A 15,417-nucleotide genomic window follows, 5' to 3' on the forward strand; every position below is an offset into this window, starting at 1 on the left:
TTGAGCAGCTCACGGAAACTGAACATGATGCTCTGGCGCTTGGCCTGCGAGGTGTCACGCCAGGCCGGGAAAGCGGCCAGGGCCGACGCAATCGCGACGTCGACGTCGGTCGTGCTGGCCAGGCTCACGTTTTTGGCGACCTGGCCCGTGGCCGGGTTGAACACCGGCGCGGTGCGGGTCGAGGTACCGGCGGCGGCCGCCCCGTCAATCCAGTGGCTGATTGTGGGAATAGCGTTCATTGTTGTGGTGTCCTTTGTTCACTTCGACGGAAATTGTGGCGTATGGGCCCGTACCGGCCGGTTTCGGTCAGTTGAGCAGGTTGAGGCTGAGCACCTCGTCGTAGACGGCCAGGGCCTCGGCGACCTCGTCATCGGTCACCACGCAGGGCGGCACGACGTGGATGCGGTTGTCCGCGAGGAAAGGCAGCAGGCCCCGGCCGAGCAGCTCCGCCTTGATCCGCCCCATCACAGCGCCGTTGAGCGGCTCCCGGGTCTCCCGGTCGGCGACGAGTTCGAGCGCCCAGAACACACCCTCACCGCGCACCTCACCGATCACCGGGTGCTTCGCCTGCAACTCGGCAAGCCCCGGCGCCAGCACGTCGCGGCCGATCCGGGCCGCGTTCTCCACGATGCCCTCGTCCTCCATCGCGTCGAGCGCGGCCACGATGGACGCCATCGCCAGCGGGTGACCGCTGTAGGTCAGGCCGCCAGGGAAGACGCTCGTATCGAAGGTGTGCGCGATCGAATCCGAGATGATCACGCCGCCGGTCGGAACGTAGCCCGAGTTGACGCCCTTGGCGAAGGTGATCAGGTCAGGAACGACGTCGTAGCCCTCGAACGCGAACCAGCGCCCGGTGCGCCCGAACCCGGCCATGACCTCGTCCAGGATCAGCAGGATGCCGTAACGGTCGCACAGCGCCCGCACCCCCGCCAGATACCCGGGCGGCGGCACCAGCACGCCGGCCGTGCCCGGGATCGATTCGATCAGCACGGCCGCAATCGACGTGGGGCCCTCGCTCTGGATCATGCGCTCCAGGTGGCGCAGGGCGCGTTCGCATTCCTGCTCCGGCGATGTCGCCCAGAACTCACTGCGGTAGAGATACGGGCCGAAGAAGTGCACGTGTCCGCGCGCGAATTCGTTCGGGATGCGGCGCCAGTCTCCGGTGGCGACAATGGCCGAACCGGTGTTGCCGTGGTACGAGCGGTAGGTCGAGAGCACCTTGTCGCGACCGGTGTGCAGCCGCGCCATCCGGATCGCATTCTCGATCGCATCCGCCCCACCGTTGGTGAAGAAGACCTTGTTGAACCGTTCCGGCGCCCGGCCGACGATGCGCTTGGCTGCCTCGCCCCTGGCCAGGTTGGCTGTCGACGGAGCGACGGTCGCCAGCGTCCCGACCTGGTCGATGATCGCCTTGACGACGGCCGGATGCTGGTGGCCGATGTTGACGTTCACCAGCTGGCTCGAGAAGTCGAGGTAGCTGCGACCGGCGTTGTCCCACACGCGAGAGCCCAGCCCGCCGGCGATCACGAGCGGGTTGAGGGCGCCCTGCGCGGACCAGGAGTGGAAAACGAAGGCACGATCGAGCTCGACCGTGCGCTGGTCAAGCCCCGCCCCTGCGGTGGCATTGGCGGCGGTGGCATTGGCGATGGAGTCAGTGACCGTGGTGTCATTGACGGTTGTGGCAGTCACGATTATCGAGTGTCTTTCTGTAGTGAGGTTGGGCGGTAGAGCAGCGGTTCCGGGTGGCTTGGTGCGAGTGGCTTGATGCGGGGCTGTTGCAGTTCCGCGTCAGAGTTCCGGCCGGACGATTGACCGTGGTGCGAGCCCGAGGCTGCGGGTGTGCTGCGCGATTTCCTCGAGGGACGCGACCCACACACCCGGGGTTGCCATGACCTCGGCCATGAGCTCGCCCAGCTGCCTGGCTCTCCCCGGGCGGCCGGAGAGGAAGGGATGATTCGTGAGCACCCAGCATCCGCCTTCGTCGTGGAGCCCCTCGAATTCGCTGGTCCAGAGCTCGCGGGCCTTGGCCGGCGTCTCGATCAGGCCGCTGCCCGAGATGTCCGGGAGGAAGCAGTACTGCTCCCAGTCGTCCAGCGCCCACTGGATGGGGATTTCAACGATCGACTCCCCGGAGCCCGGCGTGATCGCAAGCTCGTAGGGAACATCGGCGTCCATCAGGCTCGAGTCGTAGAGGAATCCACGCGCGGCCAGCAGCGCCGGGGTCTCCCAGGACAGATCCCACATCGGCGCCCGGTAGCCAACCGGCCGCACGCCGGCCACCTCAGCCAGCGCGTCCAGTCCCCGATCGAGGTTGTCGATCTGACCGGCGAGGTCGACGGCGCTCGGCTGCTCGTGCAGGTAGCCGTGGTGTGCGATTTCGTGGCCGGCCCTGGCGATGTCCCTGACAATTCCCGGATACCGGTGGGCCGTGTACCCCGGGACGAAGAACGTGGATCGGATCTGATGATGGTCGAGCATCCGCAACAGCCGGGGAACGCCCACGAGCGGGCCGTAGGCCTGGTGGCTCATCACGCTCATCCGGTCGGCGTTCCCAGGTGCGTTCCAGAGCACGGCCGACTCGGCATCCACATCGAAAGTGAATGCCGCTGCCGACTGCTTCCCCTCCGGCCATCGGATGGGGCCTGCGGCGGTCATTCGCGGCGCTGCGCAGACATGATCGTGATCAGCTCATAGGCAAGATTCGCGGCCGCCACGGCCGTGATGGCCGCGTGGTCGTAGGCCGGGGACACCTCGACAATGTCGGCGCCGACGATCTTGTTGTGGCGGAACCCCCTGAGCACCGCGAGGAGCTCCCGGCTTGTCATGCCGCCGGCTTCCGGCGTGCCGGTGGCGGGCGCGAATGCCGGATCCAGCACATCGATGTCGATCGAGATGTACACGGGAGCGTCGCCGACCCGCTCCAGCACTCGCTCCAGGATGCCTTCGACCCCGATGCGGTCGAAGTCGCGGCAGTGCACGATGGTGAAACCCATTTTCTCATCATCGGTGAGATCCGCCGGGTCGTACAGCGATCCGCGGATTCCGACATGGGCCGACCGGTCCTTGCGGATCAGCCCTTCCTCCGACGCGCGGCGGAAGGGGGTGCCGTGCGTGTACGGCGCGCCGAAGTAGGTGTCCCACGTGTCGAGGTGTGCGTCAAAATGCACCAGGGCGACCGGGCCGTGCTGGGCGTGGGCCGCCCGCAGCGCCGGGAGCGCGACGGTGTGGTCGCCGCCGAGGGCCAGGACGATGCGGCCGTCCGCCATCAGCTCGGCGAGCCCCGCCTCGATCTCACCGAGCGCCTCGACGATGTCGAAGGGGTTGCAGGCGATGTCGCCCGCATCGACCACCTGCGCATCTGCGAAGGGCATCGAGTCGAGGGCGGGGTTGTACGGGCGGAGCAGGCGGGACGCCTCACGAATCGCCGAGGGGCCGAAGCGCGCTCCGGGACGGTAGGTGACCCCCGCGTCGAAGGGGATGCCCACAACCGCCACGTCATAGTCCGGCACGTCCTCGAGCCGGGGCAGCCGGGCGAACGTGGTCAGGCCGGCGTAGCGCGGGGACTTCTGGCCGTCGACCTGGCCCACCGGCGTGCTTCGGGCGCTGATGTCGGGAGTGTTCATGGCGTTTTTCCTTCTGTGTGCTGTGCCGCCCGGAGGCGTGAAGAATCTGGAATCGGGGGCATGCTCACGCTCGCCCTCTCGTGGAGCCGCCGTTGACCTGCACCACCTGGCCGATGATCGCGGAGAGTCGGAAATCGCACAGTAACGCGACCGCCGCCGCGATTTCGGGCGATGTGCCGATCCGGCCCAGGGGGATGCTGCCGGCATAGACGGCCCGCATCTCGTCCAGGGAGATCCCGGCGCTTCGGGCGTCGACCTCGAGCTGAGGGGTGTCCGTCACTCCGGGTGCGACCGCGTTGACGATGATGCCCTCGGGGGCCAGTTCGCGGCCCAGCGTCTTGACCAGCGAGATCAGGCCGGCCTTCGAGGCCGAGTAGGCCGTCGCGTCCGGCCACCCCGTGACACCCCACTCGCTGGAGATCACCACGATGCGTCCGGCTCCGCGACGTCGCATCCCCGGCAGCACAGCCTGGACGAGGTGGAACGTGCCGCCGAGGTTGGTGTCGATGACTTTCCACCAGTCCTCGGGGTCCGCGTCCAGGAACGGCCCCATGGTCATGAAGGCGTGGTTGGCGACCAGGACGTCCACCGGGCCAAGTTCCTGTTCGACCCGCTGCACCAGCGCGCGCACCTGATCCGGGTCCGACACGTCCCCGGGTACGGCCAGTCCTGACAGCTCGGAGGCGAGGGCCGCGAGTTCGGCCGAGGCCTCCCGGTCGTTCACCGCCACGGTGGCGCCCGAGGCGGAAAGCCGGCGGGCGTGCGCCGCTCCCATGCCCTGCGCGGCGCCGGTGACGAGAACGACCTTGCCTTCGAGATCGGGGTAAGAACGGCCTGTGTTCTCGGGCATCAGATCACCGCTCCGGCATTGGGGTTGAGGGTTTCGCCGACACAGAATGCGCCCTCGTCGAGAAGGAATGCGATGCAGATCGCGACTTCCTCCGGCGAGGTCAGCCTGCCCAGGGGAAGAGTGGAGAGGTATTCCGGGGCGCGCCACGGCGAGTCGGCCGCGAGCAAGGGCGTGTCGGTTGGGCCCGGCGCGACGGCATTGACCCGGATTCCGCTGGGTGCGGACTCCGCGGCGAGGCTGCGTACGAGGCCGAGCAAGGCGCCTTTGGCCGCCGCGTAGTGCGCGTCATGCGACCCGCCGCCGATGGCCAGTTCGCTCGTGATGGCCACAATCGACCCGCCGCCGGCCGTGGTCATTCCCGGCATCACCGCGCGACTCAGGTTGACGAATCCGCCGACATGCACCGAGAGCATCCGGCGCCAGTGGTCGAGCGTGATCTCGGACACGGGCAGCATTTCGTAGTAGCCGGCGGCCGAAACCGCGGCCGAAACCGGCCCGAGTTCCTGCACGACCCGGGCGACCGCGGCCCTGACCTCCTCCGGGTCGGCCATGTCGACGCACGCGTCGAAGGAGCACTGCGGCGAAGGCCTCAGGTCGAACCCGGCGACGGTCCAGCCGCGGGACTCGAGTTCCGCGGCGGCGGCCGCCCCGATTCCGCTGGCGGTGCCCGTCACGATGGCCACCTTGCGTGCCGCCGGGTCATGGCTCATGAGAAGTGCGGTTCCTTTTCCGAGAGGTTCTCCGGAGGCAGGAGCTCTTCGGGCATCCGGTACTCCAGTCCGGTGACCACGGGAATGCGCTTGTGCACGGACAGGTAGATCACCGTTCCCACGACGCTCAGCACCGCTACGGCGATCCAGATCGACCAGTCGAGGAAGGACTCTTCGTACACGGGCCGCGGCCAGGCGATATTGAGGAACTCGAAGGTAGCCCAGATCAGCGCGACGACGGCGAGCGGGAGCGTTGCCTTGCCGAGGGTGAACGGGCCGGCACGCCAGCGTCCGCGCAGATTCACAACAACGAATCCGACGAGCGGGAACAGGAATGAGAGGAAGAATCCGCCGGAGGTGAAGTTCAGCATCAGCGTGTAGACGTTCTCAGCCACGTCGCTCAGGAGGAACAAGGCGCCGCCGACGACCATCGTGATCAGCAAAGGGCCCACGGGCTGGCGCTGTTTCCGGCTCAGTCGGGACAGCATCTTCGAGGCCGGCAGTGCGCCATCCCTCGCGAAGGCCCAGATCATTCGTGAGGCCGAGGTCTGCAGGGCCAGGAAGCTGGCCAGGAAGCCGATGACGAAGAGGATCTCGACCGGCTTGGCGATCTGGCTGCCGAGCTGCGAGGTCAGAGTGAAGTTCACCGGGTCCGCGACGCTGCCGCTGCGCACGGCGTCCAGGTCCGGGACGGCGAGGATGAGGGCGAGGCTCGTGTACATGACGACCACCGCGATGAAGATGAGTGCGAAAAGGATCGCCTTGGGGAGGTTCTTGCGCGGCTCATTGACTTCTTCGGCAATCGCGCCGGCGCTCTCGAACCCGACGAATGAGAATCCGATGAACACCATTGCGAGCAGGAATGGACCGCTGAGGGACAGGTAGTCCGTGCCCGGTGCGAGGCCCGCACTCCCATCGAACAGCACGCTGATGGAGTTGTGCTGGTGGAAGAACAGGAGCCAGGTGCCGAGGCCGAGCGAGCCGACGATTTCAGCCACGATGCTGGCGATCATGAAGACCTTCAACACCATTCGTCCGGCCAGGTTCACGGCCGTTCCGAGCACCAGTACCACGAGCGCAATCCATGCCTTGTCCACTCCGGTGGGGTTCTCGATCCCAATGACGTTGGCGATGAAGCCCGCCGCCGCGATGGCGACGGTTGCCATCGCGATGAGCAGGGTCCACATGTACGCCCAGCCGGCAAACCAGCCGAATGCCTTGCCCCCGAGGCGAGCCGACCACTGGTAGATCGACCCCTCGATGGGCCAGCGAGAGACCAGCATCGCGAAGACAAGGGCGACCAGGAGCTGGCCGCCGAAGACGATGAGGAAACCCCACCAGAAGGACGGGCCGGCGATGGACAGCGCGACGCCGAAGATCCCATACAGCGCGACGATCGGTGAAATGAAGGCGAAACCGAACGCAAAGGATGAGAAGAGATTGAAATCTCGCTTGAGGGTGATGCCTTCGGTGGCAGCGACCGTTTCGGTGTGGGTCATGGTGTGGTCTCCTTCGACTCTCGCAATTATGAATTGATTCGGGATGCGACGGCCACTTTCGGCCACAACTTAGGAAGAACCACCGGTAAAAGCGGGTGATATTGTAGGAAGCCACAAGCAATTGCAGGCGCATCCACGCTTATTGGCAGTTTTTTCCGGTATTTCGAGTTGAGGATAGTAGAAGTGGCTAAATCGATCGCTCCCGCCTTTGGCCTGGAACTCGGGGAGCTCGTCGATGTGGCCGAGCTGGGGCTCCGCCTCGTCGTCGGCTCCGAGTGGGCGCTCCCCCGGGTCGTCAGCTGGGCGCACGCCACGGAAATGACCGACCCCAGGCCACATCTGCGCGGATCCGAGCTGGTCTGCACGGTCGGGTCGGCGCTTCTCACCGCCGCCAGTTGCGCGAGGTTGGTTGAGGCGGTCCACGCGACCGGCTCGGCCGGGATCTGTCTCGGTATCGGCGAAGTCCACACTCAAATCCCGCGGGCACTGATCAGGGAATGCCGCAGGCTGTCCGTGCCGCTCATCGAAATGGCGCACGGGGTCCCCTTCCTGGCGATCAATGATGTTCTCGCCGACGCGCGCGTTCGGGCTCAGTCCGGCAGCAGCCAGCGGAATGCAGAGCTGGTCAGCACGCTGCTCGCGGCCCTTCGCGAGAACGCGCCGATGGAAGACATCCTGAGCGTGTCTTCCGCGGCCCTCGGGGGTTCGCTCAGCTACCAGCTCGTCGATCCGGCCACGGAGCCGCCGCCGACCGCAACCCTCAACGCGGTGGTTGACGACACCCCGGGGTCGCTGTCGGTCAGGACCGCGGAAGGAAACCTCCTGGCCTGGCAGGGTCAGCCTCCCTCGCCCGATGCCGACGTGCTCGGCCAGATCGGCCGGGTGCTCGAAATCGCCAGGCACGAGCGGGTGGACCGCGACAATGCTGCCCGCCAGCGCATCGGCCAGTTGTTCGCCCTGGTCTCCGAGGGGCTCGCCGACTCGGCGGCCCTGATGCCGGAGTTGCAGAGGGCCGGCCTGGTTGGGAAGTCCCTGACAATCTCGGCCTGGCCGGCCGAGACGGCGCCCCTCCTCGCCGCGCACCTGCCCGGCACGTTGATCGCAGACGCCCCCGAAGCGACCTTCGTCGTCACAACCGGCCCGGAGACCGTCTACGACACTGCCCGCGAACTGGGCCTGGTCTGCGGCCACGGGAGCCCGGTCGACGTCTCCCAAATCTCCCGCGGAATCGGAGAAGCCCGCGCAACGCTTCGCCTCGCGCGCCGTCACGGCAAGGTTGCCGGCCCGGAAAGCCTGACCAGCCTGACCGGGCTGCTCGAGCAACAACCGCCCGTGAGGCTGGTTCCCTTCATCGACCAGCTCGTGCGTCCGCTGCTCGAGCATGACGCCCGTCGCGGAAGCCAGCTCCTGGCAACCCTCCGAACGTTCATCGAGCAGCAGGGGTCCCTGCAGGCGACCGCCGAGGCCCAGTATCTTCATGTCAACACGGTCCGCCATCGACTCGGACGCATCGCCGACATCGTCGGCCGCAACCCACTGGAAGACAATGACCGGGCCTCCCTCGCCATTGCGCTGTGGGCCTATGACAGGTCGCGACGATACGTTCCCTGACCCACGGGGAGAGCTGACCCGACGGACGCGCGACGCTGCCGGAGGATCATCACGAATGCCGTTCCAATCAGGCCCAGTCCGATGACCTCTCCGCCGAGAACGCCCCACAGGCCGAAGGCGATCTCATAGGTGACCCAGGTGGCCACGCCGAAGAACATCACGGCTTTGACGTGCAGCACGTCACGAAGCGACAGCGCGACGATGACGAGCCCCGAACCGAGAATCGGTAGCCACGCGGCCCACCAGGTCGGTATTCCGTTGAGCCCCAGGTATGCGACCCAGATAGCGGTGACGAACGCCGGAGTCCACCAGCGGCCCCGCACCCACGCAGGCTCGTCAGGGCGGGCAAGCATCCAGCCTCGCACGGCTGCGATCGCGGGTATCGCGGCGGTCCCGGGCATGCCCAGGAACAAGTACGAGGCAGACAGGATGACGGACGCCACCGCATTCCGGACGACGGTGGTGCGGCGTTGCCTCGACCAGTGCGACCAGAGGATGACGGCGATGCCCATGAACCCCAAGGTCTGGCCAACCCACCACATCCAGTCCACGCCTGTCTCCGCACTCGTTGTCATTGCTGCTGGTACACCTGAGGCCAGGCGCTCAATCAGGCCTCCCGGCCGACACCCATTTCCTCGACCTTTGTATCGTGCTGCTCGTAGATGAACTCCTCGATCGGGAAGGGCTTGCGGCCCATCGCATGCGCGAGCAGGAGCTGCGAAAACACGATCTCGACGATCGGCCGCACGAAACCGTCCAGGCTCGGGTCCAGGGGCACAATCGTCAGATTAGCGTGACCTGCGGATGGGATCGCGCTTTCGGGCGCGGCCGTCACGAGTATGACGCGCACGCCCGAGTCCACTACGGCGTCCGGAACAGTGAGTTCCCGCCCGTCCCCGAAGATGATCAGGACGGTCCCCGGTGCAGCCGATTCCATCGGTCCATGCAGGTACTGGAACGTCTCGTAGCTTCCGCTCGGGATGCGCAGCCCCTCCCGGATCAGGAGCGCCGTTTCGGCAGCCGACGCAAAGGATGTTCCCCGGCCGATCACATCGATGGCGTCCGCCTCTCCGACGAAACGGCTCACGCTCTCGGCAATCGAGTCGAAGGCGTTCAGGGCGCCTTCGACGATCGCGGAAATCTGCTCGACCTCCGGGCCGGCGGGCACGATTGCCAGACGATCCAGTAGCAGCGCGTAAGCCAGCAGCGTTGCCGTGTAGCCGATCGTGTAGACGGGCGAGTCGTTGAAGCCGCCCAGGCCGAGCGGAGCGTCAATCACCTCCCCGATCTGGGCTTCGGGAAAGTTGCTGATGCCGATTCGGCGCCCGACGGTCAGCCCGCGGGCCGCTTCGATGGTCTCGGGGCTCCGACCGGATTCGGAGACGACCACGTAGTGGTCGGCCGGCTGGAATCCGTCGGCAGCCAGCAGGACATCCGACGCCGTGAGATTGACGGCCCGGAAGCCGGCTTCCGCCAGCACCGCGACGAACGCGTTGCCGCTGTGGCTGGATGCGCCCATCGCGACGACCGCGACGGTTTCGCCCGGCATCCACTCGGCCAGCCGAGCGCGCTGCAGGTCGCGCGCCAGAGCGAAGTGGGCGAGAGCGAGCTCCTTCGGCTGAGCACGAATGGCGTCGACGAACAATGCGTTGTGTGACATGTGTGGTCCTATCCCTTGACTGCCCCGGCAGCCATGCCGGAAACGACAAAGCGCTGGAAGACGATGGCCACGACGAGGGGCGGAAGGGCCGCGAGGATGCCGCCGGCAGCGACGAGCCCGAAGTCGGTCGTGTAGCGACCGGCGAATTCGCTGATGGCGACGGGAAGTGTCTTGGCGGCATCCGACGACGTGAAGATGAGCGCGTACATGAACTCGTCCCACGCCAGCAGGAACGAGAACATGATGGCCGCGAAGATCCCCGGACGAGCGGCGGGAAGGACGACCCAGAAGAGTGCGCCCAGGCGGGTCGTACCGTCGATGCGTGCCGCCTCCTCCAGTTCTTCGGGAATCGTCATGAAGTAGTTGCTGAGGATCCAGAGCACGAACGGGATGACGAGCGCGCAGTCCACGAGGATGAGCCCGGTCGTTGTGTCCAGGAGGTTGAGTGAATTGAGGATGAGGTAGAGCGGGATCAGGAGCGCGATTTGCGGGAGCATGTACGTCGCCAGGAAGACCATGAGAGTTGCGCGCCGGAAGCGGAACCGCAACCGGGCGAAGGCGTACGCGCCCAGGATGCCGACGACCATGGAGATCGAGACCGTGCCGACCGCGACAACGGCCGAGTTCACCATCGCCGCACGGAACGTCGCACCGACGCTATCCGAGCCGCCGGTGAAGATCTGGGAATAGCGGCTGAAATCGAACTCGTCCGGGATCCAGCGAAGGGGTGTCGTGATCAGGACGCGCTGCGGCGTCACGCTCGCCATGATCATCCAGGCAAACGGCGCGAGGATCAGAAGCGAGACGACACCCGCCGCGGCGTGAACAAGGATCGAATTCCGAGTGGATCTCTTCACAAGAGACTCATTTCTGATCTGCGGAGCAGTCGGAGGTATATCGCGCTGAGGGCCAGAATGACGACCACGATGATGTACGAAAGCGCAGAGCCGACGCCGAAGTTTTGATCGGAGAATGCGGTCGTGTAGGCGTAATAGGCCACCGTCTGGGTGCCGTTTGCCGGGCCGCCGCGCGTCATCGCGTAGATGATGTCGAAGACCTTGAACGCCTCGACCGTTCGAAGTACCAGGACTATCGAGATCGAAGGAACCAGCATGGGCAAAACGACCGAACGGAAAATGCGCGGCCAGCGCGCGCGATCCAGTTTGGCGGCCTCGTAAAGCTCGGGTGGTATCGACGTGAGTCCGGCGAGGAGGAAGAAGGCGACGAGCGGAGTCGTCTTCCATACGTCCGCCAGGATCACCATGTTCAGCGCCGTGGTCGGATCGCCGAGCCAGGCCTGGTATTCGTCGATGATTCCCAGTTGCGTGAGCAGTGCGTTCAAGGAACCGTATTGCGCGTTGAAAATGCCCTTCCACATGGCCGCATTGACGATTGTCGGAATTGCCCAGGGGATGACCACGATCGCCCGGAACAGCCAACGGGCCTTGAGCTTCGCGTTGAGCAGGCCGGCGACGATCAGGCCGAACGTGAGCTCAAGCGCGGTCGAAACGATCGTGAAGTACAGCGTGCGCCCCATCGAGTCCCAGAAGGAAACGCTGGTGAGCACGTGTACGTAGTTGTCGATGCCGACGAAGGGGGTGTCTGTTGCCAGCGCGGAGGTAACCTCGAAGAAGGAGATGAACAGGGTCCGGATGATCGGATAAATGATCACGCCGAAGACTGCCACCGCCGCGGGAAGCAGCAGCCAAAAGGCCAGCCGGCCTTGCTTCTCTCTTCTGCGCCGAGGAGGGTTTCCCGGGGAAGGACTCCCCCCAAGCGTGTCGGTATTCTCCGCGCTGACAACTGACATGTTCGCTACCCGAGGTTCGCGTTCGCCGCTGCGACAGCGTCATCCATCGCCTGCTGCGGGGTCTTCTTTCCCAGCAGTGCGTTCTGGATTTCAACCTGCAGGGTTTGGGAGACCGAGTTGTAGTTCGGCACCGGCGGGCGGAGGATCATCGAGTCGTAGGCGACTCCGGCGGTCTCGAAGACCTCGGGGTTCGACTCGGTGACCTCCGGCTTGGTGTAGCTCGACTTCCAGTTGGTCATCGAGCTCTTGACGTACTGCTCCTGGACGGACTGGCTCGTCATGTACTCAATGAACTTCCAGGCGGCAAGCTGGTGCTTCGACTTCGCGCCGATCGCCAGTGCCATCGAACCGTTCACACCCGGGTGGTCTCCGTTCGGACCTGCCGGCGTGGGTGTGACAACGACCTGGCCGACCACCTTGGAAATGGACGGATCGTTCTGGTCGCGGAAGGTTGACTCCCAGTTGATCTCCATGGCCGTCTTGCCTGCAGCCATGGACTTGTTCGCATCGTCTTCGAGGAAGGTCAGGGAGGCGGGGTCGGTCAGGCCATCGTCGATGGTCTTCTTCATCCAGGCGAGCGCTTCGACACCGGCACCCTCGTTGGTGACCAACTTGCCGCTGGAGTCGGTGAACTCTCCCCCGAATGCGCCCAGCAACTGGGCGTAATCACACACGAGGGCCTCCGCCTGGGACCAGCTCCAGGCGAGCGGGTACTTCACCAGGCCGGCATCCTTGATCTTCCTGGCAACGGTGAGAACGCCGTCCCAGGTCGTGAGGTCGCTCTGGCTGGCGCCGACCTTGGCGACCATCTCCTTGTTGAAGAAGAACATCTTTGTCGATGGGCCCCACGGCACGCCGTAGAACTTGCCCTGATATTCGGCAGACGTGAGCGCGCCACCCAGCATCTCGGACTTCCAGCTCTCGGGGAACCGTTCCGTGACGTCCGTGATGATGCCCTTCGACGCGAAGTCGGCGGGCCAGATCACATCGAGGTGAACCACGTCGTACGTGCCTGCCGGCGCCGAGGTGACGATCTTGTCGTGCAGGGCCTCGTAGGCGACGAACGTCGGCTTCACGGTTATCTTCGGGTTCTTCGACTCGAAGTCCTTGATCATCCCGGCGACGTCACTTTCGGAGTAACCGGCCTGCTTCATGAACAGCGCGTTGATGGTCCCCGTGCCGTCGCCCTCCGTGTCGCCGCTTGACGTGCCGGCGCCGGTGACGCTGCAGCCCGACAGCACCAGTGACGCCGCCGCCACCAGGCCGATCCCTGCGATTGAGCGGTATGCCCGTTTGGTCCTGTGCATCATGCATTCCTCCTTGAATCATTGAATAGCGTCTGGATGGGAAGTTTTCTGGCTAGCTCGATCGCTCCCGCAACGGGGGCAACAGACAAAAGGTGCACCGTCAACCCGAGGTCGAGATCCTCGATGTGGCGCAGAAGCGCCTGATACAGGCGCGGCTGGTTCGTGACTACTCCGCCGGCGCAGACGACATCTGACCCCAGGGCGCCCCGTCCGCAGACGAGGCCGACGTCCGACGCGAGTTCCTTCGCGGCCTTGTCGACGACGGATGCGGCCAGCTCACTGCCGGCATCCGCGCAGGCAAAGACCAGCGGAGCGAGGCTTCCCCAGGTCGTCAGGCGCGGAGTGGCGGTAAAGGCGTAGGAGAGTGCGATCTCGTCCTCGACTCCGAAGTGCTTCATCAGCTCGCGGCCGAGCAGGTCCGCCTCACGACCCTCATCGAGGGCGCCGAGCACGGCGCAGACAGCGTCCCGGGCTAGTGCGGCAGCGCTGCCGGGGTCGCTGAGCAGGAAGCCGTGGCCGCCGGCGGAAATGAGCTCGCCGTCGCCCGCATGCGCCACGACTTTGGAGCCCGTGCCGACGACAACCGCGATGGCCTCGTCGAATCCCGCAGCGGGTCCGAGGAGCTCAACATCGTTGACCGCGCGGATCGCGCCGCGGTGATTTTCAGCCAGACGCGCTTCAAACTCCAGGCGTTGCCATTCGCTGTCCAGTCCGTGGGCGCCGATCAGGAGAGGAGCATCTGTGGCTCCGGCGACCTCGCGGAAGAGATCGACCAGTCGGACGACGTTCTCAGTGTCATCCAGTAGTCCGCCGCGCTGCCAGCCGCTCGTGGGCACAGACCGGTCCAGAACGACCCTGCCCGCGTCCTCGATCAGGACGTGGGTCTTCGTTCCGCCAATGTCGATGCCGACCAGCAACGTTGCTCCTCATCATTCCAGGACCGACGGAGCAACCCTGACACTTCTTTCCTATCTAAGTGATAAGAAGTTGATGTAAACCTAGCCGCAGGAATGACGACGTGTCAAGCGGGCCGACGGGTCGTTATCTGAACGAGGCCCGTGCCTCGTGCCGCGGCTGGTGTCGCTAGCGGCCGGCGATGTAGGCGAAGCCGTTGACCTCGGCCGCCGCAAGTTCAGCAGCCCCGAGAAGTACCGCGTCATCGCGGTGAGTCGCCGCCTCAACGCGGGGAACGTGCATGATGCGTCCGGTCAGTCGCTGCTGAATCGCGGGGATCACGCTGTTCGCACGCCCCACCATGCTTCCGCCCACCACGACCAACTCCGGGTCGAGGATGATGACCATCGCCGCGATGGCAATCGCCACCATGTCGAGAATCTCCTCTGAGAGTTCCCGGGCGGCCGCATCCCCGCCGCCGGCCAGTTCGAAAATATCCCCGGCGTTGAGCACGCCCTTCGCCGGGATCACAATCCCCCGCTCGCGCGCCCGCTTCGTCAGGGCAATCGGGCCAAGTCGATCCTCAAGGTCCCCGTATTCGGAGTACGAGCGCTCCAGGGACGAGCGCTCCATCAGGAGGTAGCCGATCTCCCCCGCCCCGGCACGCGCACCGCGGTGCAGTTCGCCATTTGTGATGATGCCTGCACCGAGACCGCTCTCCAGGAACAACAGCGCGACGAGGCTCGTGAGCCCACGCCCTGCACCTCGGTGGAGCTCGCCGAATGCCAGCGCGTTTGCGTCGTTGTCCACCACGACCGGAAGTGCGGTGCGTTCGCGAAGCAATTGGCCGAGGGGAACTTCAGTCCAACCCAGCTCGGGTATCCGTTCCAGGCTGCCCTCGGGGTAGTGAACCACGCCCGGCACGGCAACGCCGACCGCGAGGCAAGGCGTTCCCATCGTCTCGGCCGTCAGAATGAGGGAATCGAACAACTCAATCATCTTGCCCAGGCGACCCTTCTGTCTGCGGTCGCCTTCCGCCGCGTCGAGCGAGCCGAGGGGAAACAACCGAGGGCCAAAGTCGACTTCGCGTCGGAAGACGACCGTGCCATCGAAATCGACGAGGATCCCCGAGGCCTTGTTCGGGTGCAGTTGCAGAGCCGCGACCAATCGGGTACCCCCCGCGTAGCGCAGCAGAACCGACGGTCTACCTCCGGTTGAGGGCTCCTGGCCGGCAGGCACGACAATGCCCTGCTCGATCAGGGTCGCCGTGAGCCGGTTGATCGTTGCCGGGCTGAGCCCCGTGGCAGCGCCGAGCTGCTGCCTCGAGAGTGCGCCCGATTTGCGGAGTTCCTCAAGAATGGCGGTTTGATTCACGCGCGCGAGGGTGCTCGTCGTGGCGGTACTTTTCTTGTGATTGGACACAGCACCCCTCGTCACCCAGATCGTTTCACAG

The 15,417-nt window shown here is 65.4% G+C and carries 15 protein-coding genes; 1 reads left to right on the forward strand and 14 read right to left on the reverse strand.

Translation table 11 applies throughout. The annotated features are described in order from the left end of the window. The 7 genes from E3T54_RS12260 to E3T54_RS12290 form a co-directional block, all read right to left on the reverse strand. Positions 1-239 (reverse strand): aldehyde dehydrogenase family protein (locus tag E3T54_RS12260; RefSeq protein WP_134475935.1); only part of this gene is annotated, 239 nt, incomplete at its 3' end. Between the two features lie 67 nt (positions 240-306). After that, positions 307-1,647, reverse strand: a complete 1,341-nt coding sequence (locus E3T54_RS12265) for an aspartate aminotransferase family protein (RefSeq protein WP_134475996.1) — start codon at positions 1,645-1,647, stop codon at positions 307-309. A gap of 141 nt (positions 1,648-1,788) precedes the next feature. Continuing rightward, on the reverse strand, positions 1,789-2,589 hold the full coding sequence (locus E3T54_RS12270; protein WP_241977207.1) for a polysaccharide deacetylase: 801 nt from the start codon (positions 2,587-2,589) through the stop codon (positions 1,789-1,791). A gap of 62 nt (positions 2,590-2,651) precedes the next feature. Next, positions 2,652-3,623: an agmatinase gene (speB, locus tag E3T54_RS12275; protein WP_134475936.1), complete on the reverse strand. Its 972-nt coding sequence runs from the start codon at positions 3,621-3,623 to the stop codon at positions 2,652-2,654. 64 nt (positions 3,624-3,687) lie between these two features. Beyond that, on the reverse strand, positions 3,688-4,473 hold the full coding sequence (locus tag E3T54_RS12280; RefSeq protein ID WP_134475937.1) for an SDR family NAD(P)-dependent oxidoreductase: 786 nt from the start codon (positions 4,471-4,473) through the stop codon (positions 3,688-3,690). Beyond that, positions 4,473-5,183: an SDR family NAD(P)-dependent oxidoreductase gene (locus E3T54_RS12285; RefSeq protein WP_134475938.1), complete on the reverse strand. Its 711-nt coding sequence runs from the start codon at positions 5,181-5,183 to the stop codon at positions 4,473-4,475. Before E3T54_RS12285 ends, E3T54_RS12280 begins: the two co-directional genes overlap by 1 nt. Beyond that, on the reverse strand, positions 5,180-6,682 hold the full coding sequence (locus tag E3T54_RS12290; RefSeq protein WP_134475939.1) for an amino acid permease: 1,503 nt from the start codon (positions 6,680-6,682) through the stop codon (positions 5,180-5,182). The genes E3T54_RS12285 and E3T54_RS12290 overlap by 4 nt, the downstream gene beginning before the upstream one ends. Before the next feature lie 183 nt (positions 6,683-6,865). On the opposite strand from E3T54_RS12290, the gene E3T54_RS12295 reads away from it, so the two are divergent. Further along, on the forward strand, positions 6,866-8,293 hold the full coding sequence (locus tag E3T54_RS12295) for a PucR family transcriptional regulator (RefSeq protein ID WP_134475940.1): 1,428 nt from the start codon (positions 6,866-6,868) through the stop codon (positions 8,291-8,293). Here the strand turns inward: E3T54_RS12295 and E3T54_RS12300 are convergent. The 7 genes from E3T54_RS12300 to E3T54_RS12330 all read right to left on the reverse strand — a co-directional run bounded on the left by E3T54_RS12300 (position 8,263) and on the right by E3T54_RS12330 (position 15,338). Next, on the reverse strand, positions 8,263-8,868 hold the full coding sequence (locus E3T54_RS12300) for a YgjV family protein (protein ID WP_134475941.1): 606 nt from the start codon (positions 8,866-8,868) through the stop codon (positions 8,263-8,265). The two genes, E3T54_RS12295 and E3T54_RS12300, sit on opposite strands and share 31 nt — an antisense overlap. A gap of 32 nt (positions 8,869-8,900) precedes the next feature. Continuing rightward, positions 8,901-9,953, reverse strand: a complete 1,053-nt coding sequence (locus E3T54_RS12305; protein WP_134475942.1) for an SIS domain-containing protein — start codon at positions 9,951-9,953, stop codon at positions 8,901-8,903. 8 nt (positions 9,954-9,961) lie between these two features. Further along, a complete protein-coding gene (locus tag E3T54_RS12310) occupies positions 9,962-10,810 on the reverse strand; it encodes a carbohydrate ABC transporter permease (protein WP_134475943.1) in 849 nt (282 codons plus the stop codon). Then, positions 10,807-11,763 (reverse strand): carbohydrate ABC transporter permease, encoded by a 957-nt coding sequence (locus E3T54_RS12315; RefSeq protein WP_134475944.1) that lies wholly within the window; start codon positions 11,761-11,763, stop codon positions 10,807-10,809. The genes E3T54_RS12310 and E3T54_RS12315 overlap by 4 nt, the downstream gene beginning before the upstream one ends. A 5-nt stretch (positions 11,764-11,768) precedes the next feature. After that, complete coding sequence (locus tag E3T54_RS12320) at positions 11,769-13,073, reverse strand: extracellular solute-binding protein (RefSeq protein ID WP_134475945.1); 1,305 nt, start codon at positions 13,071-13,073, stop codon at positions 11,769-11,771. Then, positions 13,070-13,987, reverse strand: a complete 918-nt coding sequence (locus E3T54_RS12325; protein ID WP_134475946.1) for a BadF/BadG/BcrA/BcrD ATPase family protein — start codon at positions 13,985-13,987, stop codon at positions 13,070-13,072. The genes E3T54_RS12320 and E3T54_RS12325 overlap by 4 nt, the downstream gene beginning before the upstream one ends. A 166-nt stretch (positions 13,988-14,153) precedes the next feature. Continuing rightward, positions 14,154-15,338 carry an ROK family transcriptional regulator gene (locus E3T54_RS12330; protein ID WP_241977208.1) on the reverse strand — a complete coding sequence of 395 codons (1,185 nt, stop codon included), beginning with the start codon at positions 15,336-15,338 and terminating at the stop codon, positions 14,154-14,156. Positions 15,339-15,417 lie beyond the last annotated feature (79 nt).

The sequence above is a fragment of the Cryobacterium sp. Sr8 genome (assembly GCF_004403225.1).
In the GTDB taxonomy this organism is placed as follows: Bacteria; Actinomycetota; Actinomycetes; order Actinomycetales; family Microbacteriaceae; genus Cryobacterium; species Cryobacterium psychrotolerans.